Below are 23,456 nucleotides of genomic sequence, written 5' to 3' on the forward strand. Positions count from 1 at the left end.
TTTATCTTACCTTTATATATCTGAATTTTCAATAAATATATGTTGAGAAATAAAAAAACGCTATATGCACATTTGCATATTTTCAGCAGATATATGTATGCTATCATTTTAAATGAAGGTTCGCTTTCTGTTCTGAAGGCTCCTACATTGCATGAATCTAGTGTACCCAAACTTTAGATTATGTAGGGAAAAGGGACCCGTTATAGGGTTTCTTTTCTTTTGTTTTGTTTCAATCATGTGATGGTAACTATGTTTCCGCATTTCATAATTGTCATCAGTGATATATGTAAGGCATCCATATGAAAATACGAGGCTGTTCAAGAGTTTTCCGTACTTTTGGACAGCCTCACCCCGTTAAAAAGACGATACTTTGTGTATCGTCTTTTTTGCACAAAAAAAACAGCCAATCAACTAATAAATTGATTGGCTGTAAAACATATTATTTATAATGTTTTTTACGTTTTGTGGCTAAAATACTTAACAATCCAGCTAGTAGAAGAACGATACCTGCTGCTTGTGTATGATCTTTTTTATGACCTGTATTTGGAAGTTTTTTATCTATATTTCGATCATCTTGCTGTTTGTTTGTCTGTGTTTCAGGATTTCCTTTTTCTAGTTCCTCGGAAGTTTCTTTTCCGTGAGTCTCAGGATTTCCTTTTTCTAGTTCTTCGGAAGTTTCTTTTCCTGGTTTCTCCTCTTTATTTGGAGGAGTAATTGGTTTATCATCTCCACCTGGTGAAGATTCGATCTTCTTATTTGAAACTGTAATTTGTAGTGGTGTAGCTTGAGCTTTTTCAATTGTAAAGCTTATCGGTGAAGCATCTAATTGATAGCCTTCAGGAGCCTTTGTTTCCACTAATTGATAATTACCAGGTTTCAAATCATTTACGATTAATTTACCGTGTTGGTCTGTTTTTAGGCCTTCTCGGATTATTTTTCCATCGTGGTCTAAGATATTGAAAATGGCACCTTCAAGTGTTCCACGGTGATCAATATCAACTTTAGTTAACTCAATTGAACCTGTTGTTAAGCTATTTAAAGCTTTAACAGAGGTAACCCCAGATTGTCCCTTCGTAATTGTGAAAGGAATTGGCTTAGCACTTAAATCATAGCCAGTAGGAGCTTTCGTTTCAACGAATTGATAGTCTCCTGGACGTAAATCAGAAACGCTAATTTTCCCATCTTTATCAGTAGTTAAATCAGAACGAACATCATTGCCGCTTTGATCAACGATTTTAAAGATAGCACCTTCAAGAGTAGAGTTGTCAACGTCATCGACTTTCGTTAATTCAACAGCGCCCTTCGTTAAGCTATTAGTAGCGGTAACAGAAGCTTTAGCTGTTTGACTTTTTTCAACAGTAAACTTGATAGGGTTTTGATTTAAGTCGTAATGCAGAGGAGCTTTCGTTTCAACGAACTGATAGTCTCCCGGACGTAAATCAGAAACAGAGATTTTTCCATTTTTATCAGTAATTAAATCAGAACGGACGTCTTTTCCGTTCATATCAACGATTTTAAATACTGCACCTTTAAGGACAGAACCGTCAACGTCATCCACTTTGGAAAGTTCCACAGCGCCTTTTGTTAAGCTATTCGTAGCAGTAACGGAAGCGATTTTTTCTTGTCCTTTTTTAACTGTGAACTTAATAGGTGTTTCGTTTAAGTCATAGTGATTAGGAGCTTTTGTTTCGATAAACTCATAGTCTCCTGGTGGTAATTCATCCACAACTAAACGGCCGTTTTTATCAGTAGTTAAATCAGTACGGACGTCGTGTCCATCCTTATTAATAATTTTAAATACCGCACCTTCAAGTGTTGTGTTTTCTTCAACATCGTCAACTTTAATTAACTCCACACTACCTTTCGTTAAGCTGTTCGTAGCTGTAACGTAGACATGTTTTGTTTGACTTCTTTCAATTGTGAACTTAATCGGTTCTTCATTTAAGTCATAATGTTTCGGAGCTTTCGTTTCAATAAATTGATAGTCTCCAGGTTGTAAGTCTTTAGCGATGATTTTTCCATCTTTATCGGTAACTAAATTCGTACGAATGTCGTTACCGTTCATATCAGTAATTTTAAATACCGCACCTTCCAGCGTTTCTTTCGCATCTAAAGAGTCAACTTTCGTTAATTCCACGCCACCCTTTGTTAAGCCATTTTTAGCAGTAACAGAAACTTGAGTTGATTGGCTTTTCTCGATAGTGAAAGGAATCGGTGTTTTATTTAAATCATAATCTTTAGGAGCTGTCGTTTCTACGAATTGATAATCTCCCGGTCGTAAATTGGAAGCAGAAACTTTCCCGTGTTCATCAGTAGTTAAATTCGTGCGAACAACTTTACCTTTCGCATCAATGATGTTAAATACCGCATCAGAAAGTTTTGTATCGGGGTTTACATCATCTACTTTAATTAACTCTACAGCACCTTCAGTTAAGCTGTTAGTAGCAGTAACTTGCAGCTGTTCTTTTTGGCTTTTCTTAACTGCAAATTTAATTGGTGTATCATTTAATTTATAGTGTTCAGGAGCTTTCGTTTCAATAAACTGGTAGTCTCCCGGACGTAAATCAGGAACAGCAACTTTACCATATGCATCTGTCGTAAGATCAGTGCGAACATCATTACCGTTCATATCAACAATTTTAAATACAGCACCTTTAAGGACAGTACCATCAATATCATCTACTTTAGAAAGCCCTACCGCACCTTTTGTTAAACTATTTTTAGCAGTAACAGAAATCGGTTCAGCTTGTCCTTTTTCAATTGTGAATGGAATTGGTTCTTTATTTAAATCGTAGTGTTTCGGAGCATTCGTCTCGATGAATTGATAATCACCAGGACGTAAGTCAGAAACGCTAATTTTACCTTGTGAATTTGTAGTAAGCTTCTCGCGAATTACAGTACCCTTCATATCAACAATGTTAAATACTGCGCCTTCAAGAGTAGTACCATCGACGTCATCCACTTTAGTAAGGTCCACGCCGCCTTTTGTTAAACTATTTTTCATAGTAACAGTAGCGATATCTTTCTGGCTTTTCTCAACTGTAACTACAATTGGCTTTTTGTCTAAATCATAATGTTTCGGAGCCGTTGTTTCGACAAATTGATACGTACCAGGACGTAAGTTTTCAACAATGATTTTTCCTTCACTGTTCGTTTTTAAATCCGTTTTAAGTACTTTCCCGTTTTGATCTAGTAAATTAAACACAGCATCGGCAAGTTTTGTTTGATCGTTTAAATCATCAACTTTAATTAATTCGATACTACCTTGTTTTAAACTATTTTTAGAAGTTAAAGAAATAGTTTTTTTCTGTCCTTTTTCAATAGTGAAACCAATAGGCGTTTCATCTAAAACGTAATGCTTTGGAGCTTTCGTTTCGATGAATTGGTAATCACCGGGACGTAGGTCGTTAATTTCGATCTTCCCTTTACCATTTGTAACAAGGTCTTTATGAATTACAGTACCATTCATATCAACAATGTTAAATACTGCACCTTCAAGGGTAGTGTCATCGATGTTATCCACTTTAGAAAGTTCCACAGCACCTTTTGTTAAAGCATTTGTAGCCGTAACAAGAAGTGTTTCTGTTTGGCTTTTCTTAATTGTAAATACGATAGGTTTTTTATTTAAATCGTAATGTTCAGGAGCTGTTGTCTCAACGAATTGATACGTACCAGGACGTAGATTTTCAACAACAATTTTTCCTTCATCATTTGTTTTTAAGCCTTCTTCAACTAGTTCTCCGTCTGCATCTAATAAATTAAATACAGCGTTAGCAAGTTTTGTATCGATATCAATATCGTCAATTTTAGTTAATTCAACGCTACCTTTTGTTAAAGTGTTCTTACCTGTAACAGTAATCTTTTTCGTTTGACTTCTTTCAATTGTAAATGGAATCGGTGTTCCGTCTAACACATAATGTTCAGGAGCCTGGGTTTCAATAAATTGATAGTCTCCCGGACGTAAATCAGAAACAGAAATTTCGCCGTTGTCGTCTGTAACAAGGTTTGTATGAACTTCCTTACCGTCCATGTCAACGATTTTAAAGATTGCGCCTTTCAGCATCGTACGATCGATGTCATCGATTTTTGTTAAAGTGACAGCACCTTTCGTTAAGCTGTTTTTAGCAGTAACGGTAATATTTTCTTTTTGACTTTTTCCGATAGTGAACGGAATAGGGTCTTTGCTTAAGTCATAGTCTTTTGGAGCTTTTACTTCAATAAATTGATAATCTCCCGGACGTAAATCAGAAGCGGTAACTATACCGTTCTCATCAGTCGTTAAGCCTTTGCGAATTACCTTTTTAGTGTCATGAGCGTCAACGATTATAAATTCCGCACCTTCAAGTGTAGTGCCATCAACGTCATCTACTTTTGTTAAAGTGACGCCACCTGTAAGTAAACTATTTTTTACAGTGACAGGGATAGGAAGATCTTTCTTGCTACCTTTTTTAATCGTGAACTTAATAGGTGTTTGATCTAATTTATAATGTTCAGGGGCTGCGGTTTCAATAAATTGATAATCTCCTGGTGCTAAATCAGGAATAACTAATATTCCGTGTTCATCTGTTGTTAAATCTTTCATAATTTCCTTGCCAGTTGCGTCTTGTAATGTGAATACCGCACCAGCAAGAGTTATATTGCTTTCCACATCATCTTCTTTAATTAGTTTGACTTTACCTTTCGTCAAGCTATTTTTAAATGTAAGTGGAAGGAGTTCTTTTTGACTCTTTTCAATTGTAAATTCAATAGGCTCTATATTTACATCGTAGTAAATAGGAGCTTTTGTTTCGACAATTTTGTATTTGCCAGGACGTAAATCTTTTACTACTAATTTTCCCTCTTTATCAGTAGTAAGGTTTGTATGAACGTCTTCATCTTTGTCGTTAACGATTTTAAATACGGCATCTTCAAGTTTTTCTTTATCGTTTAAAGAATCTACTTTCGTTAATTCGATACCGCCTTTAGTTAAGCTGTTTGTAGCTGTAATAGATTTTGTAGCAGTTTGACTTTTCTCGATAGTGAAATCAATCGGTTTCTTGTTTAAATCATAGTGTTCAGGAGCTTTTGTTTCGATGAACTGATATTTACTAGGACGTAGTCCAGAAACAGCTATTTTACCTTCTTTGTTAGTAATAAGGTTCATATGAACATCTTTTCCGTTTTCGTCAACGATCTTGAAGACTGCTCCTTCAAGAGCATTTCCATCCACATCATCCACTTTTAATAGTTCAACATTACCCGGTACTAAACGATTTTCTGCTGTAACAGTGATGATTTCTTTTTGGCCCTTCTCAATTGTGAAGTTGATAGGTTCTGTGCTTAGTTTATAATGCTCAGGAGCCTGTGTTTCAACAAATTGATATTTGCCAGGACGTAAATCAGAAACCTTAATTTTCCCTTCAGCATCTGTAGTTAAGTCAGTATGAACATCTTTTCCGTGTTCGTCAATAACCTTGAAGACTGCACCTTCTAGAGATTCTTTCTTATCAACGTTATCAACTTTTACTAATTCAGCGTCACCTTTCGTTAAACTGTTCTTTGCAGTAACAGAAACGAAGGAGGTTTGACTTTTTTCAATAGTGAAATCAATCTGTTCTTTATTTAATTCATAGTACTTAGGAGCTTCTGTTTCGATAAATTTATATTTACCAGGCTCTAAGTTTTTAACGATTAACTTTCCATCTGATCCTGTTTTTAAGTTTTGTTGAATTGTATCGCCTTTTTCATTGACTATTTTAAATACCGCACCTTCAAGAGTTACATTTTCTTCAACGTCGTCAACTTTCGTTAAAGTGACGCCACCTTTAATTAGGTTATTTTCTGCTTTGACAGATACCGCCTTTGTTTGTCCTTTTTCAATTTCAAACTTAATAGGTGTCGGGTCTGTAACGTAATGAAGAGGAGCTTGTGTCTCAACAAATTGATATTTGCCAGGACGTAAGTCTTTTACTTCAATATATCCATCTTTATTTGTTGTTAATTGTTCATAGCCAGGGATTACTTTACCTTTTTCGTCTTGTAAGCTAAAAATGGCACCTTCAAGAAGTTTCTTATTCTCATCAAATTTCGTTAAGATGACTGAACCCTTCTTCAGACTATTTTTAGCAGTTACATTAATTACTGTTGTTTGATCTTCTGAGACAGTAAACCAGATTGGTTGGCTATTTAGATCATAATGAACTGGAGCTTCGATTTCTTTTAATTGATAAGTTCCAGGTTTCAATGGATCTACAGTAATTTGTCCATTTTCATTAGTTGTTAATTTTTCGTAGCCAGGAATTACTTTGTTATTTCTATCTAGTAAGGCGAAAACTGCACCTTTAAGTGTTTCGTTATTATTCAGGTCATCAACCTTTGTAAGCACAGCTTTACCAACGAATTTCTTATTGCTAAGTTTGTATGTTGTCGTTTCTTGTGAACCAAGTTCAACAAGTCTGCCTTGCTTTAGATCCCAGCTAATTACATAGCCTGCTGGGGCCTTCGTTTCTTTTAATAAATATTTATCGCGTTTTAAGTTATTAAACTTAGCGATACCGTCTTTGTCTGTTGTTATTTTACGGATAACGGTTTTCCCTGTACGATCGTATAAAGTAAATTCTGCTCCGGCCAATGGTGCGTTCTTATTGTCGTTATCTACCTTTATAATTTCAAGGTTTCCGCGGCCTTTAGTAGCAGAGCCCCCACCGGAACCGGAAGACATTCGAACTTCAATCGTTTCAGTAGTTTCAGTATTTTTTACTGTTAAACTATTACCTGCGATTTTTGCTTTATTACTCACTTTTTCTTTATCGTCTGCATTAATAAATGAGCGGTATTCTAAAATATAAGCTCGATCAATTTTTTTCAAGAAGGCAATTTCGAAATGTTGCTTTCCGGTCTTATTGTCTGTTGTGATCGTTAACTTATAGTCTGTTCCTTTTTTTAATTCATTTGCTGTATCTTTTGTTAAATTTCCATATGGATCAACAGTAGTCGGGTATAAGTGGAATGAATCTTCCACAAGCACTTGATTATCTGTTGGATCGTCTGTTACAACCGCGTCTGCGATGGTTGATTGGCTTTCATTAATTGCGATACTCCAATTAATATAGTTGTCGTCTTGTACAGCTTTTTTTGTGACGAAGCTGCCACCTTTATTTACTTGAGTATCACCTTTAAGAGTGTTAACAATTTTAGAGCCATCTTTTAAATCGGCCTCGTTGTTGTAGGTAGCTTGGATAAGCTCACCATCAAGGCTTGTTTTAAAGATAATATAATAAGGTGAATTAATTGATTGTTTGAAATGAACCTTTAGGGTGTTGTTATTTTTATCTGTAGGTTCTTCAAGTTCATATTGCTCAGTTGGTACAGCATTACCAGGTCTTGCATTATCCGGGCTTCCATTTAAAATCATGTCACGTACTTCAATGGATCCTGGTACTAACTTTTGTTTATCTTTTATTACGTCTATAACATAAGGATCTTTAATCTCAACATTATTATAATTGAAGCCTATTATCCAAGTAATTTCCTTTGTTTGGGCGTTATAAGAACCGTATTTATACCCATTCGCCTTTGTGAAAGTATCAGGATCAAAATTCGCTGCATCTTTATTTGATTGTGGCTTAGAATCGGTATCTATCCAATATAAGTTACCTGTATTTTTAAATGAAGTTTGGCCACTTTCTAATTTTGTATAATCAAAGTCTGTAGTATATTTTACGACTAATGTCTTTGTCATATTAGACTGATATGTACCTATAAGAGTAATATTGAAACCTTTATCCGTCACATCTAAAACATAGTCAGTCCCAGCTTGAAGAGTATAATCTCCGTCTTTAATTTCTAGTTGCTTATCTTTTAATTGCAATCCACCATGATCAAAGGTATCCGTAATGGTCGCGTTGTTTAATGGATAGTTGTTATTATTTACTATAATTGTCCAAGTTGTTGTTTTGTCTTTGTAGTTTGTGTCAGCTTTATTATTAGATTTAATAATGTTTTGCTGCTTGAAGCTAGCCTCATTTTCTTTACTTGAACCATTATCTGCGGTAACTGTATTTTTGACTTTTCCATCTTTTATGACTTTATCAGTTGGCTTTGTTTTATAAGTGATTACATAAGCACTGTTAATATCTTCATTAAATTGTAAATCGAACCCATTGTTCTTTTTGTTTACAGTGTAATTATTAGCAGTATCACCAGTCACAAGTTTTCCTTTATCATCATAAGCAGCATTTTTTACGACAATAGAATTTTCATCAAGTTCATGTGTATTGTCAAAAATATCTTTTAAAAGCGCATCTGTTTTTTTGATATCTCTTTGATCGCCATTGTAAGTAATTGTCCATTCGATTGTTTGTGTCTTGGGATCATATTTACTTGTTTTATCTAAATGTGTACCACGAGATACAGTTACAGTGGCATTTGCTTTTTGTTGGGACTGATTATCGCTTGTTATCGTGACATCATTTCTGAAATTCGTTGCATTTTCATCGGTTATTTTTGTTGCATATTCAATTTGATACGCTTGATTGATTTTATCCTTAAAAGCAATCTCTAATTTTGAACCATCGGATGAAACGATTTTGTACTCACTTGGGTCAGCTTCCGCACCACGTTTTACGTTCCCGTTAATATCCACATCTAAATGATAAACTTTAATAGAGTCTTTATTTAGGCTTGTACCTTGTGGAATATTATCTTTGAAAACAGCGTTTGTAAGGGTATCCTTCGTTTTATTCATTTCTACTGTCCAATTAATTTCATTTGTATTAATTGGTCTATCAGGCAATCCTTTTTTGTTCGTAGCTGTTTCTATATTTGGTTTGAAATCAATTGTAATAGAAACATCTTTATCCTTAATTGGGAAAGGAATTTCCTGTGTTGTTGTCCCTTTGATTTCGTCTTTATTGAACTCTGTTTTTAATTTAAGATTACCAACAACATCTGGATGGGTTTCAACATATTCGTTAAATGTCATGGTGACTTTCCCATCTTTTGTAACGATAAATTCCCCAATCACATTATTTTTATCATCATATAAGGGGCTTTTAATTGTATTGTAAATCTTAAAATGTTTCGGAAGATCAAAAATATAGTAATCTCCACTTTTTACATTCATTGATTTTAACAGCTCCCATTCAAACTCAATGTTGGCAGGGGAATCTGTGCTCGGACGATTATCATCGTTATTAAATGGTTTCCCATCCTTGTCCGTCAATTTTACACTTGTTAAAATTTTCTCCGTTATTTGTTTGGGAGATGGATCCGGATTCTCAGTAGGGTTGTTAACTGACTCTTGTTCCGGATTCTCAGCAGGCTTGTTAGCTGTATTTTGTTCCGGATTCTCAGCAGTTTTGTTAGTTGGGTCTTGTTCTAGATTCTTAGCAGGTTTGTTAGCTGCGTTTTGTTCTGGATTTCCAGCAGGTTTGCTAGCTGTGTTTTGTTCTGGATTCTCAGCAGGTTTGTTAGCTGCATTTTGTTCCGGATTCTCAGTAGCAGGTTTAGCTACATCTTTTTCAGCTTCTTTAACCGGTTGTTCTTTATCTTTAGTATCTTCCAATTGAACAGGAACGGATATAGAATGAATCATCGTACCTAAAGGAAAAGCAATTTGAACTGATTTTGTATCGGATTTTAAAGTTGGATTAAATACAGTTTCAAGTTTAATTTTACCTTTAGCATCTTTTGAAGTTTCTACTTGATCATTAAATATTAGTTTCAGTTTGTTATCTTTAGCTGTCACAAAATATTGACCAATATGTTTTTGATCAACCACCAAATCTCCTTGCGTATCTTTAGATACTTTTAATGCAAGTGGTATTTGAAGCACTGCTGTATCGTTTGCATGTAAAACTTGAGAATCTTTTATTGACCAAGCATATTCTAACTGAATGGTGGATCCTATATTTATTAAGTTTTTAGGATTTAATGCTTCGTCAATAATATGACCAGTTGCATCTTTCATTTCAACAGTGTCAAATAAAGAAGTTTCCTTTAACGTTTCAGCTTTTGCTTGATTGTATGGGAAACTAATAAACTGTGAAAATAGTACAAATACAATTAAACATATATTTAAAAGTTTTTTCATTTTTCCTCCCTTGAACATTCATTTGTCCATTGGGGACTTATTCCATATGAACAAATGGAATATAAAAAAGTTATTTGTTATAAGCTATTTGTTTTTACTATCCCTCCGTTTCTATACACGTTCTCTGATAAAAACAAATTATGTTCAAAGTAATATTATGTATAACGTAAAACAAAATGCATATTCAAACAGTTATATGGAATGAAATATGCATAATTCGACAAAAAATGTCGAAAAAACACTGATAAAAGGAACGATATCAGCCCTTTATATGTGAGATGATTTTCATGTAAAGTTGGTAAAAAAGAATGGTTATAAAGGTAAGTTTTACGATACATGCTAACCAAAGTAATGTATCCCATTGTGAAGGCCAGTTTTTCGCCTTAAAGTTATGTGGAAATAAAAATCTAGATAGGGTTGATTTTGGTCAGGATGAAGACAATATGTACTTTGAACATAGTTATCTGTTTTGTCAAAAGAGAGTTGTACGCTTAGTGGACCGAAGTTTAGGTATTATTGTTCCTTACATATTAGACGAATATAAGGTGTTTAGAATATTCGACTAAATCATTTCTCCGGTCATTTTTGAAGTTATTTTACATAATAAAAAAGAAGGTATTTCAAACTATAGTGATATCATCTTTTGTTAAAGATAATGATGAATAACCTCCGCTAAAGATTATATACTTAAATGATAAAGAGTTCAATAACATTTCATATATTTTCCAAAAGTGAAAAAAACGACCGTTTTAGTAGAAGAAATCTACAAATCGATCGTTTTTTATTTTAGATTTCTGTTAGAATAATCGGTTCACCGCGTGTTACAACAACTGTATGTTCACATTGTGCAACAAGGCTTTTATCTGGTGTAACGAATGTCCAACCATCATCACCGCGCTCAATAATATGATCAGCTTTCATAGAAATAAATGGTTCTACAGCGATAACAAGGCCGTCTTTTAGAAGCGCATTATCCATTGGATCATAGTAGCTTAAAATGTGGTTTGGAGCTTCGTGTAAGCTAAGACCAATACCGTGACCAGTTAAGTTTTGAATAACGTTATATCCACTTTTATGTGCAAAATTAGAAACAGCACGACCAATTTGATTTTGTTTTGAGCCAGCTTTTACTTTTTTCATTGCTTCCCAAAATGAGTCTACTGCTGCTTGGCAAAGTTTTTCTTTTTCTTCATCGTCGCCAAGAACAAATGAGATACCTGTATCTGCATAATATCCGTCAAGTGCGGCCGATACGTCTACGTTTACTAAATCGCCTTCTTTTAATACGCGATCGCTTGGAATGCCGTGAGCAACTTCTTCGTTTACACTAATGCAAGTTACACCTGGGAATTTATATTCTTTTTCAGGCGCTGAAATAGCACCGTGCTCATCTAATACTTTTTTACCAATTAAATCAAGCTCTTTCGTTGTCATACCTGGCTTCGCTTGCTTTTTCATTTCTTCGCGTGCAAGTGCAACGATGCGGCCGATTTTTCGTAAACCTTCTAAATCTTGTTCATTACGAATAATCATGAAAACCACTGTCCTTCCTCGAATATATGTCTTATCCGATTGTATCATGTTTATTTTTGTACTGCTACTCGCGTGCGGTATGCGGGTTGATTCCTCTCATAAAGAATACATGACAATTGTCATATTGATGTCATGACGCATCATACTGTTTCCTAACTTTTCCAGAACATACAATGTAAATATAAGAAACGGCGGGGGTGGAGAGATGGAAAAGATTATTGAAGTAAATGGTGTTTCTAAAACATTTAAACATAAAAAAGCAGTAAATAACGTTTCATTTCATGTAAATAAAGGGCAAATAGTAGCATTACTCGGTCCAAATGGTGCGGGGAAAACAACGACAATTTCAATGATGCTCGGATTAAAAGATCCGACAGAGGGGAATGTCTCTATATTTGGAAAGAGTCCGAAGCATAGAGATGTTCGTAATAGCCTTGGTGCGATGCTACAAGAAGTAAGTGTAATTGATAGTATCACGGTAGAAGAGGCAATTGAGTTATTCCGTAGTTATTATACGAATCCTGTAGAGAAAGAAATATTACTGCAGTTGTCAAACTTAGAACCAGAAAGAAAGCAAAGATGTGAGAAATTATCGGGCGGTCAAAAAAGAAGGTTAAATTTTGCGCTGGCACTTGCAGGGAATCCAGAGTTGTTATTTTTAGATGAACCAACTGTAGGGATGGACATAACATCTCGAAAAACGTTTTGGGAAACGATTAGAAAATTAGCAAGTGAAGGGAAAACGATTATTTTAACAACACATTATTTAGAAGAAGCGGATGCGCTAGCAGATCGAATTTTATTATTTGCGAACGGAAAGATTATCGCAGATGGCACACCAGATGAGATGAAAGCGACGATTTCTCGAAAAACAATCTCGTTTTATTCGAAAGAGAAAATTCCTAAGAGTTTACTAAAGGAATTACCGCATGTAACAGAAGTACAGTCAAATGAAGGGCGCTTCACTTTAACGACGGAAGATACAGATGCCACTTTACAAGCAATTTATCAGAGGAATCTACCTGTAACAGACGTTTCAGTTGAACGTGGAAGCCTCGATGAAGCATTTGAACAGTTTGTTGCAAATCAGAAGGAGGGAATCGCATGAGAGCATTATGGATGCAATGTAAAATAGAGGTTTTACGTACGTTCCGCAATAAATTATTCATCTTTTTCTCATTATTAATGCCAGTTATGTTTTATTACATCTTTACAAATGTTGTTCAAGTCCCGCAAAACGGAGATGCATGGAAAGCACATTATTTAATTTCAATGGCGACTTTCAGTATTGTAGGGACTGCCCTTTTTAGTTTCGGTGTGAGACTTTCTCAGGAAAAAGGGCAAGGATGGACACATTTGTTAAAAATTACACCGCTTCCAGAGGGGGCATATTTAGTAGCTAAAATTATTGCTCAAACAGTAGTGAATGCTTTTTCAATCTTAGTTATTTTTATGGCAGGAATATTAATTAATAATGTTGAGTTAACGATAGGCCAATGGATTGGTGCCGGATTATGGCTATTACTAGGCGTGACACCATTTTTAGCCCTTGGAACAGTAATAGGTTCAATTAAGAAGGCGGATGCAGCAGCTGGTTTAGCCAATATTTTAAATATGAGTCTAGCTGTAATCGGTGGATTATGGATGCCAATTGAAGTGTTCCCGAAAATATTAAGATCTATCGGTGAATGGACACCAACATACCACTTTGGAAGCGGTGCATGGGACATTGTAGCTGGAAAATCGATTGGGTGGGAAAATATCGCGGTACTAGGAGGTTATTTCCTTATATTTGTTGTAGTATCAATATATATAAGAAAAAGACAGGAAGCGGTATAAATGATAGAGAAGAAGAGGTTTGAAGTTTTTCCGAAACAGATGGGTTTCTTCCCGTATATGTGGTTAGTGTATCTGTTATTTCCGATTTACCATCTAACGCAGGTATCAGGGTGGAAACTTGGGATAGGGAGCGGTATGTTGGTGCTTTTTATTATCACATACCGTCAACTTTATTTTGTTAATAAGACGTTCATTTTATGGGCATGTATCCAAATGGTACTCATCTTTTTATTTGCCTTATTTTATAATGCTTTTATGATATTTTTTGGTTTTTTCACGGCAAGTGCGATGGGCTTTGCGCCAAGTAAGAAAGTATTTCGAGTGTTGTTAGGACTGTTGATTACAATGCTTGGGGCCTTTATATTCGTATATTTTAAGCATTTAACAACTACAAATTTAGTGAATATAGTTCCAATGTTTATTTTAATGCTTCTTACGCCATTTGGAATGCGTAATTTTAATCAAAAAAAGATGTTGAAAAATCAATTAAACGAAGCAAATGAACAAATTAAAGACTTAGTAAAACGTGAAGAGCGCCAGCGAATTGCAAGAGATCTTCATGACACGTTAGGACACACATTATCTCTTATTACTTTGAAAAGTCAGCTCGTGGAGAAGTTAATTGTGAAAAATCCAGATCGTGCAAGTATGGAAGCGAAGGAAATTACACAAACATCTCGCACCGCTTTAAAACAGCTGAGAGAATTAATTTCTGATATGCGTATGATTACAGTGGAAGAAGAACTTGAGCAAATAAAAGCGATTTTGCAAGCTGCCAATATTGAATTAGAAGTAAAGCAGGAGGCTAATTCTAGCTCGTTATCACCAATTGAACAAAATATTTTAGGTATGTGTTTACGTGAAGCTGTTACGAATGTCGTGAAGCATAGTAAGGCAAAGGCATGTACAGTTTCTATATTAGAATCACAAGGTGAGTTGATTTTGAAAGTAGAAGATAATGGCGTCGGTTTGGAAAATCAAAGTCATGATGGAAACGGTATTCGAGGTATGAAGGAGCGGATTTCCCTTATTGATGGAGTAGTTGAACTGGATACGATCAATCCAGGGACACTGTTAACGGTGAAAGTTCCAATTGTAATTAGAACAGGAAAAGATGAGGTGAGGGCATGATTCGAATTATTATTGCAGAAGATCAACGAATGCTTCGTGGTGCATTAGGAGCCCTGCTTGATCTGGAAGATGATATTGAAGTAGTTGGGCAAGCTGCGAATGGTGAAGAAGCGTTAAAATTAATCGAATCGTTAAAGCCAGATATAAGTATTATGGATATTGAAATGCCGATCCAAAGTGGTTTAGATGTTGCTGAAATTTTAAAGAAAGAACAATCATCTTGTAAAGTAATAATTTTAACAACATTTGCGCGTCCTGGTTATTTTGAAAGGGCAATGAAAGCTGGTGTTCACGGATATTTATTAAAGGATAGCCCGAGTGAAGATTTAGCTTCAGCAATTCGAAATGTTATGAAAGGGAAGCGAGAGATTTCTCAGGAGTTAATGTTTGGCTTATGGCAGGAGAAAAATCCGTTATCAGAACGTGAAAAAGAAGTGCTTTTACTTGCGAAAGAAGGAAAGACTACAAATGAAATTGCTAAGATGCTTTATCTTTCACCTGGTACAGTACGTAATTATATTTCTGAAGTATTAGCGAAACTGGAAGCAAAAAATAGAATTGAGGCAATTACAATTGCGGAAGAAAAGGGATGGATATAAAAAGAAGTTTACCTATGAGTGGTAAACTTCTTTTTTGCTTATTTTCCTTGTTGTACTTCTACTACTTTACTAATTTTTGCTAGAGCCTTATATCCATGTGCTTGGAAAGCCTTTTCGAATTCTGTTGCTGTCATATTACCATATAAGTCTTTTGCAGCTTGTACAATGTGAGATTGAAGTGATTCAAAATCTTCTGCTGAAGTTGCGTAGTTTTGCAATGCACGCATAACAACTTTACTTACTTTTTCATTTCCTTGTCTTTGAACAGATATACCGTTATACGTTTTACCTTCAGCTAATTGATATAATACATGGCTGATAATTCCAGAATTCACGTGAGATTCTTGATCATTTCCATCATTATAGAAATCTTTTAAGTTTGTGTATAGTTTGTTGCCGCCGTCACCAATTTCCCCTGGGATGTCACGAATTGTTAGACCACCTAACGTATCACCCATAATCCAATTTCCTTTATCTTTCTTTACGTAATATTCTATTTGTGTACCCCAAAAATCTGCTAGACCTTCATTTAGCGCAGATGTTTCAGCACTTGGATATCGCACAATTTTATTTTTCGTCGTACCACTAAATACAGCATGTCCAAATTCATGAGCTGTTACGTCAAGAGCAGAGGTTAATTTTCCATTTAGCCCGTCACCAAAGACCATTTGATTCCAACCTGGATGCCAAAATGCATTTACATAGTTTTCTTTTACACCATCACTAACTTCAGTAGAATCAAATCCGTGGACGCTAGCAACAACTTTTGAGTCTTTATTATCGTAACTTTTCAGATTATGTTCTTTCTTAAAATAGTCGTAAATATCACTCATATTTTTCATAACACCAGCTGCTTCTTTATCTAAGAAGTTAGAGTTATCGCTTGAAATAAGTGTCCCTGGATAACCAGCTTGGCTATCGCCACCAAGGGAATCAGCGTAGTTTGCGTTGTAAATATAAATACCATTTCCGCGGGATAAATCAGCTAAATAAAATTTTCCATCAGAGCCTTTCGCAATATTAAATAATACATTTTCTTGTAGCGCATTTTTCCCAGTTCCTTGTTCTTTCGCTGGTGATAGTTTAGGTGCTGTTACTTGATTAATAGTTTTATTCTCTTTATTTTTAATAAACTTTTCTTGGAAAAGTACTTCACCAGTTTGTAAGTCCATGATTGCATTTCCGTTTATAACTTGTTCATTGTTTTCATAAGTAAATGTAAGGACCGTTGCGTATGTATAGTAGCCATCTTTTTTCTTATAAACTACCGTTTCGCTAGAAAATTCTGTTTCTGTCGCATCACTTGGAATTTGAAGTATATTGCGTAATTTAGATTTTACTTCATTTTTCGACAAAAAATTTGTTATAGTAAGATTAAGTTGTTGGTCTAAATTTTGGGCAACTTTACCACTAACAGTTGTAATTACTCCATTTTTATCTACTTTTACAATGAGATCTTGACCATATACTTTATAATTTTTGTATGTTTGTGCAAGGCGTAATTCGGTTTGATTTTCTTTTGTTTCTTTATTTGTAGGTTGAAAATCGACATTCTTTTCAGTAGTAACTTGCTCTTGTTGAGCTTTAGCCCCATTTACCTCACCTTTTAAATACTTTTTAGCAATATTCTCTTTTGTATCGTTTTGAGGTTGTGTTAATTTTCCGATTGTTAAACCAGGCTGAGCAATTTCAACTTTCACTTCATTTTTATCTAATTCTTGAGCGTGAATAGCTTCTGTTGATAAAGGACAAAGAAGACCGAATGTAACGACAGCACTAGCAAGTTTTCTATAATTCATCTATAACACTCCTAATCTTGTATTGTGTATGTGAGATGAATTGTATGAGGAATTTGCCGAATTTTATATATATTATGCATTATTTCATATCAAAAATTGTCGAATTCACATTATTGTAGTGGTATGACAACTTAAAAAAATTAGATTGTTATAATGGGATGGTGAGTAAGTATGCACGCAGAAAAATTAGGAAGTGAAATAAAGAAAATTAGGGTAATGAGAGGATTAACACAGAAACAACTCTCCGATAATGTATGTCATCAATCGGAAGTGAGCCGAATTGAATCGGGCGCGGTATACCCAAGTATGGATATACTGCAAGGTATAGCAGCAAAATTACAAGTTCCCATTATTCATTTTTATGAGGTACTCATTTATTCCGATATTGAGAGGAAAAAGTTATTTAAAGATAGAATTCAAATGTTGAGTAAGAAGAAACAATATGCTGAAATTTATAGCATTGTTTCAAATGAATTAAAAAAAGAAAAGTTTCATCCAGAATTTAATCAGTTTCTTCTTTGGTACTATTACTTATCTGCATATGTTTTACAGAAAATTAATTTTGAATATTGCATTTTAGAGTTAAAAAAAATTGTACATCAATCATACGGAGGGATAGATGTATTTCAAAATTTATATATTGAAAATTCTATTGCAAGTATTTGTGCAGAAAATAATCAATTAGATAGGGCAATAACTTCATTTCGAGCTATTTTAGAACGGTTAGAATCGCTACATAATAATGAGGCATTCACAGTTAAGGTTCGATACAATTATGCAAAAGCTTTATATTTGAGTGATCAGTTTGAAGAAGCATTGTATCAAGTAAATGAAGCGATTGAAGCTTCTCGGTATATGGGAAGTATGGAATTAATCGGTCAATTGTATTATCAAAAGGGCGAGTGTCTTGAGAAATTAGAGTATTCATCAGATGATATTAAAGAAGTGTATAAAAAAGCGTCTTTCTTCTTTGATTTATTAGATTTACATTCTTACAAAGAGACGTTATTAAAAAAAAAGGAGTATTTAAATTAAAATGATTTGGAATATGTATAGTGGTATATTTCGTAAGTTACATCCACAAAAAGTAATTAAATCTCCAAAAAATGGGTATGCATAATTGCATAAGTTGTGGATAAATTTTCATGATATATTAAAAGAAAACGATGTGGGTGATGGAATATGAAAAAACTACTTATTGGTAGTCTATTAACGTTAGCAATGGCATGGGGTATTTCATTAACAGATACGGCTTTAGAGAAAAGCCAAGTAATTTCTCATAATGATCAAGAGGTACAATTAGCTTCAGATTTACCATTTGAACATTAAAAAAACAACCGTCTTACTTAGACGGTTGTTTTTTTGTGGAGTAACCTCCAAACGTCTTTACTAGAAACAGGTTTGCTAAAGAGGAATCCTTGAATGTGGTCACAGTTTTGCTCGTGTAAAAACTTCCATTGTTCTTCTGTTTCTACACCTTCCGCAATAACCTCTAAATTTAATTCTTTTGATAGCGTAATAATGGAAGCGATAATGGCTTCTTCTAAAGGGCTATTTGTAATTCCACAAATAAATTCTCGAGCAATTTTTAATGTATTGATTGGATATTTCGTTAAATAAGCTAAAGAACTATAACCAGTTCCAAAGTCATCAATTGAAATTTGGATACCGAGATTTTGAAGTTCTTCTAGTTTAGCAATTACAGAATGATTTTGATTAATCGCGATACTTTCTGTAATCTCAATATCTAGCGCTTCCGGCTTTAGTTCGGTTTCTTCCAAGACTTTTGAAATAGTTGATATTAAATCTGCGTGATTGAATTGAACAACAGATAAATTTACACCAACCTTTAATTGAGAAAATCCTTGGTTATGCCACTTTTTTGCTTCTAAGCAGGCGGTATGTAAAATCCAATTACCAAGTTCAATAATAAATCCTGTTTCCTCTGCTAGAGGAATGAATTGGGCAGGCGATACAATTCCGAGTTTTGGATGTTTCCAGCGAATTAATGCCTCAAAACCGATAATTTGTTTTGTTTTTGTATTTACTTGTGGTTGATATTCAAGGAAAAATTCATTTTGTTGTAGAGCTTTTGAAAGTTCACCTTCTAGGAAGTGTATTTCATTTTGCGCAATACTCATTTCTTTTGAGAAGAAAATAAATCTATTTTTTCCATTAGCCTTTGCTCGATACATAGCCATATCTGCATTTTTCATTAATTCGGTTACATCGGTTCCGTAGTCAGGGTACATCGCAATTCCGATACTCGGTGTAACAGAAAGTTCTTCATCTTTAATAAAGTAAGGCTTATTTAAAATAGTTAAAATTTGTTCAGCCATAAAAGAAGCACTTTTTTCAGAGTACATATCTGGTAATAGAATCGTAAATTCATCTCCGCCTTGGCGGGCAACGATATCTTTTGAACGCAAACATCCACGTAATCTTTTTGCTACTTCAATTAATAATAAATCTCCGACATCATGGCCGAGTCGATCGTTAATTTTTTTAAATCGATCTAAGTCGAGGAACATGACCGCAACGTCATTAGTGGTGTTTTGAGCTGTATTTAAAATCGTTTTTAAATCTTTTTCGAATTTCCGGCGATTCGGTAGTCCTGTAAGTGCATCATGGAAAGCCATATGCTCTACTTGCTTTTGTTTTTCATATAAAGTTGTAATATCACGTGCTATACCAAACATCCCAACAACCTCTTTATTTATAAAAATAGGGATGAATGTAATGTGAAGGTGATAATAATATCCTTCTTTTTCTTTTGTACGAATTTCTAGAGTTTGTGGTCTACCTTCTTTTGTAATTTGTAAAGATTTCTTCAATAATTCATGATCTTGTGGATCAATGAAGTGTTGAAGAGAATAGCTTGTTACTTCACAATAATAGGCTGTAAATAAACTTTCACAAGCCTTATTAGATTGTTGAAAAATCCCATTCATATTTAAAGAAAAAACAGCATCAGGATGATCTTCGAATAAAGATTTATAACGTTGTTCACTTTTTGATAGGGCAGATACGCCTTCTTCAACTGCACCTTCTAGTTGTGTAGTCAACTGTTCATACGTATCGATTAATACTTGATTATCTTTCCACATGAAAAGTTGTCGTAGGAATAATAAGACTAGTGATAATACTAGACCGATTAGCATGAACTTATCATCCCAAGGTTGAATAACAGCAAAGGAAAAAGTAATGATTATACTAAAATAAGGTAATATAAAGCGTACATAATCGAATCGATAATATTTCGTTTTCGTTTCATGTTGTATTGGTTTATCCAAAATGTACAGTATGGACGATAAACCGATTAGTAAAATCGAAGCAGTATGTATTAAATAAGAGACTTCAGAAGAGGTTTCCATCCCTGAGTTTATCTGAAGCAAGTGTATATATCCGTAAACAAGTATGATAGTAAAGCCAATAATTAATGAGATTCTACTAGAAGAATACCGTTCTCTTCTATATAGGCTAATAACGGCATAAATTACTAATGATTGTGCAATAAAATACCCAATCAAAATCCACGCTTCCTTGGTTAACATACGAAAGCTTGAAATATCTAAAATAAAGGTTAAGGTAAAATAAATATTCATAATAACGATAAAGATGCTGTCGAATGAAAATTGAGCAAGGCCTCTAATAGAGTAATGTTTTATAAACTTTATAGCAAAGCCAGAAAAGAGCAAAATATATTGTATGATGAAAAAAGGCAATGCCTTATATGAGAATATGACTTGATCATATATAGAAAGTGAATGAAGAAATAAAGTTATCTCCATAGCTAATCCACATATACAAGTGCATAGTACTAGAACCCAAAATAGTTTGTCACCGTGCTTCATCTTCTTAATTGCTTTATATAGGCAATAGCAAGAAAAGAGTGTAGCAAAACAAAATAAGAAGAGAATGCCAATTTCTTTTATATTCAAGCTCTTAGGAATAAGGAATATCCAAAGAAAAAATATAATTATATACATCATGACAAAGTGTACATATTTTTTTTGATTAATCATATTATGACTCCGTTTCAATAAAGTTGAATCGCAGGTGGAAAATGCTAATTTCAATCATAGCATATAAAATAGGGTGTTTTTTACTAGAAAAATTACTTTTTTTGAAAAAAATAGCGCAACATTACAATTTACCATTGCAATGTTGCGCTATTTATTCTTTTTATTCCTCTTATAGAGGATAGTTCACATATTAATTGTAGCATTGCTAAATCTTTCTGTTTACTTTCAATCATAATATCAAAATTATGATTAATTTTTTTTGTAATGTGTAAAAAGGGTTTAATAAATTCTAAATCAATATAATCTGCGTGGGCCCTAAATTCTTTTTCTGATCTAGGAGAAGAAATATGAACTTTAGGAAGGACATTTGTATGTGACCAAGTTTTAAATATCATAGGAAGCAATTCTTCTAGCGGTTCATTACAAAGGTTCGCTATGTGATGATGATAATCGAACACGAAAGGGATTTTTTCTTTTTGACAAATAGCCAAAGTTTCAGAAGTTGTATACGTTTTATCGTCATTTTCAAGGGTCATTTGTCTTTTTATATGGTAAGGGAGTTTTTGTATGTTTTCATGAAAACGTTCGATTGCCTTTTCCTTATTCCCATACGCGCCACCTACATGGATATTAATGTAGGAAGAATCTGCAATTCCCATAGCATTTAACACGTTATAATGATAGGTCATATCTGTAATTGCATTAGTTGTAATATGTGGTTTGTCGCTTGTAAATAGTGTGAATTGGTTTGGGTGAAAACTTACGCGTAAATTGTGTTCTTGAATTAATGCTCCTATTTTACGCCATAGTGGAGCAAATATTTGAATGTAATCAAATTCAACTTCAGGATGTGTTGCAAGCGGGACGATAGAAGATGATAAACGATATAATGGAATTTCGTGTGCAATATTGTAATGAAGGATGCGTATTGTGTGTTCTAGATTTTGCAGTGTAACATTATATAATTTATCTTCACGCTCTTGTTTTTTTAGCTTTTTCCAGCTTGTAAATGTCATTGTTTTGGCAGGCGAACAGTCCCATAATGCCGTAGCATGTGAGACATATCCAAATCGAATTATCATATGTGATGCACCTCATTGGCCCTTGAAATTTCTCTATAAAAAGAACGCGAGTAGCGTTCCTATCCATTCCTTTCCTCTATCGATAATGGAGAGAGGATTGACATCTTCGAAGGAAAGTAATAAGGAGCGTTCCAAATCTTCCTCGAATTTACGTTTTACTTCTTGTATGAAATGTTTATCGTATAAAAGGCAATTGATTTCATGGTTAATATATATACTTCTCATATCGAAATTAGCAGTTCCGATATCACAAGTATGATCGTCTACTATAATAATTTTTGCGTGGAAAAATCCTTGCTGAAAAGCGTAAATATTACAACCAGCTTGTATTAACTTTCGGCAATATGGGAATTTTGCTTCTCGAACGAGGGCGTGATCAGCTTTTTGTGGAACGAGAATAGTTATTTGAACCCCACGTTTTCGCGCTTTTAATAATGCATTCATAATTTTTTTTCCAGGAATAAAATATGGTGTACCGATAAAGAGTTCTTTTTTCGCGCTTTCGATTAAATGTAAAAATGTATTTTGTAAATAGGCACCATCAGTAGGGATGAAACGATGTAGAATGGTCCCTGGTTGTTGCATAGGAAAATAAAGAGATGAATCTAATAAATTTTGGTCTGTATCGTCGAGCCAATCATGTAAAAATTGTTTTTGTAAATCTTGTATCCCTTCTCCTGTAAGACGTAAATGATAATCTCGCCATAACCCTAACCTTTGATTATGCCCTAAATATTCTTCGCCAATGTTAAATCCACCAATATAACCAATTTTCCCGTCAATAACTGTAATTTTTCTATGGTTTCTTTGATTTGCAGAAAAGAAAGGAAAAGGAAATTTCACTTTATGACAAAATGAAAAAGAGACACCATGCTTTTGTAGCGAGTAAATCGCTTCTTTTGATAAATAATGACTTCCAAACCGGTCGAGTAAAAGTCTTACCTCAATTCCTTCTTGTGCTTTATCGATAAGTAACTTTAAAAACGTACGACTTATATCATCGTTTTTTACAATAAAAAATAAAACGTGCACATGGTGTTTAGCTTGTTTTATATCAGTAAAGAGAGCATCGTATAGATCATTTCCGTATGTATAAAGGCGAAAATCACTTTGACGTAAAGGGAAAGAACGAGAACGTACACGCTTTAAATGAACAATTCTCCCATATGAAAGGTCGATTGTAATCCAGAGAGCGCTGCCTAATAACAAGAGAGATAAGAAAAACATAAGTAAATTCCCTCCTTCACGGTCTTTTCACCATCAATTTTTTACAAATCAAAATTTCACTGTATCCCGCTATTTGCGGGCAGTAAGACTCCCACCTCAAAATTGGGTTAAAGCAAAGAAGTTGGTTGGGATTCGGCCGCCCGTAAAAG

Annotated in this window: 12 protein-coding genes; 6 read left to right on the forward strand and 6 right to left on the reverse strand. The window is 34.2% G+C overall.

Annotated features, from left to right (window positions below; all coding sequences use genetic code 11):
• Nucleotides 1-439: 439 nt before the first annotated feature.
• Nucleotides 440-10,072, reverse strand: a complete 9,633-nt coding sequence (locus tag JFU54_RS05160; RefSeq protein ID WP_201063851.1) for a SpaA isopeptide-forming pilin-related protein — start codon at nt 10,070-10,072, stop codon at nt 440-442.
• Nucleotides 10,073-10,858: 786 nt separating this feature from the next.
• Nucleotides 10,859-11,653, reverse strand: coding sequence for a type I methionyl aminopeptidase (gene map / locus JFU54_RS05165; RefSeq protein ID WP_080001788.1), 795 nt, complete (start codon nt 11,651-11,653; stop codon nt 10,859-10,861).
• Between the two features lie 157 nt (nt 11,654-11,810).
• Here map and JFU54_RS05170 point away from each other — a divergent pair, with 157 nt between their 5' ends.
• Genes JFU54_RS05170 through JFU54_RS05185 form a run of 4 tightly spaced genes read left to right on the forward strand, consistent with a single transcriptional unit; the run spans nt 11,811 to nt 15,174 of the window.
• On the forward strand, nt 11,811-12,713 hold the full coding sequence (locus tag JFU54_RS05170; RefSeq protein WP_016102315.1) for an ABC transporter ATP-binding protein: 903 nt from the start codon (nt 11,811-11,813) through the stop codon (nt 12,711-12,713).
• On the forward strand, nt 12,710-13,444 hold the full coding sequence (locus JFU54_RS05175; protein WP_201063853.1) for an ABC transporter permease: 735 nt from the start codon (nt 12,710-12,712) through the stop codon (nt 13,442-13,444). Before JFU54_RS05170 ends, JFU54_RS05175 begins: the two co-directional genes overlap by 4 nt.
• A complete protein-coding gene (locus tag JFU54_RS05180) occupies nt 13,445-14,575 on the forward strand; it encodes a sensor histidine kinase (RefSeq protein ID WP_201053444.1) in 1,131 nt (376 codons plus the stop codon).
• Nucleotides 14,572-15,174 carry a response regulator transcription factor gene (locus JFU54_RS05185; protein WP_201063855.1) on the forward strand — a complete coding sequence of 201 codons (603 nt, stop codon included), beginning with the start codon at nt 14,572-14,574 and terminating at the stop codon, nt 15,172-15,174. Before JFU54_RS05180 ends, JFU54_RS05185 begins: the two co-directional genes overlap by 4 nt.
• Nucleotides 15,175-15,212: 38 nt before the next feature.
• On the opposite strand, the gene JFU54_RS05190 is transcribed toward JFU54_RS05185, so the two are convergent.
• Nucleotides 15,213-16,973 carry a M4 family metallopeptidase gene (locus JFU54_RS05190; RefSeq protein ID WP_002143896.1) on the reverse strand — a complete coding sequence of 587 codons (1,761 nt, stop codon included), beginning with the start codon at nt 16,971-16,973 and terminating at the stop codon, nt 15,213-15,215.
• Nucleotides 16,974-17,144: 171 nt separating this feature from the next.
• Here JFU54_RS05190 and JFU54_RS05195 point away from each other — a divergent pair, with 171 nt between their 5' ends.
• A complete protein-coding gene (locus tag JFU54_RS05195) occupies nt 17,145-18,008 on the forward strand; it encodes a helix-turn-helix domain-containing protein (RefSeq protein WP_193652197.1) in 864 nt (287 codons plus the stop codon).
• A 147-nt stretch (nt 18,009-18,155) separates the two neighbouring features.
• Nucleotides 18,156-18,302: a quorum-sensing peptide PapR gene (gene papR / locus JFU54_RS05200; protein WP_000734740.1), complete on the forward strand. Its 147-nt coding sequence runs from the start codon at nt 18,156-18,158 to the stop codon at nt 18,300-18,302.
• Nucleotides 18,303-18,319: 17 nt separating this feature from the next.
• On the opposite strand, the gene JFU54_RS05205 is transcribed toward papR, so the two are convergent.
• The 3 genes from JFU54_RS05205 to cls form a co-directional block, all read right to left on the reverse strand.
• The gene (locus JFU54_RS05205; protein WP_201063857.1) at nt 18,320-20,998 is read right to left on the reverse strand and encodes a DUF4084 domain-containing protein; all 2,679 of its coding nucleotides are present in this window, start codon (nt 20,996-20,998) and stop codon (nt 18,320-18,322) included.
• Between the two features lie 128 nt (nt 20,999-21,126).
• Nucleotides 21,127-22,080 carry a UV DNA damage repair endonuclease UvsE gene (gene uvsE / locus JFU54_RS05210; RefSeq protein WP_002143890.1) on the reverse strand — a complete coding sequence of 318 codons (954 nt, stop codon included), beginning with the start codon at nt 22,078-22,080 and terminating at the stop codon, nt 21,127-21,129.
• 33 nt (nt 22,081-22,113) lie between these two features.
• Nucleotides 22,114-23,307 carry a cardiolipin synthase gene (gene cls, locus JFU54_RS05215; RefSeq protein ID WP_012262052.1) on the reverse strand — a complete coding sequence of 398 codons (1,194 nt, stop codon included), beginning with the start codon at nt 23,305-23,307 and terminating at the stop codon, nt 22,114-22,116.
• Nucleotides 23,308-23,456 lie beyond the last annotated feature (149 nt).

The organism is Bacillus sp. TH19 (assembly GCF_016651075.1).
GTDB classification, from domain to species: Bacteria; Bacillota; Bacilli; order Bacillales; family Bacillaceae_G; genus Bacillus_A; species Bacillus_A mycoides.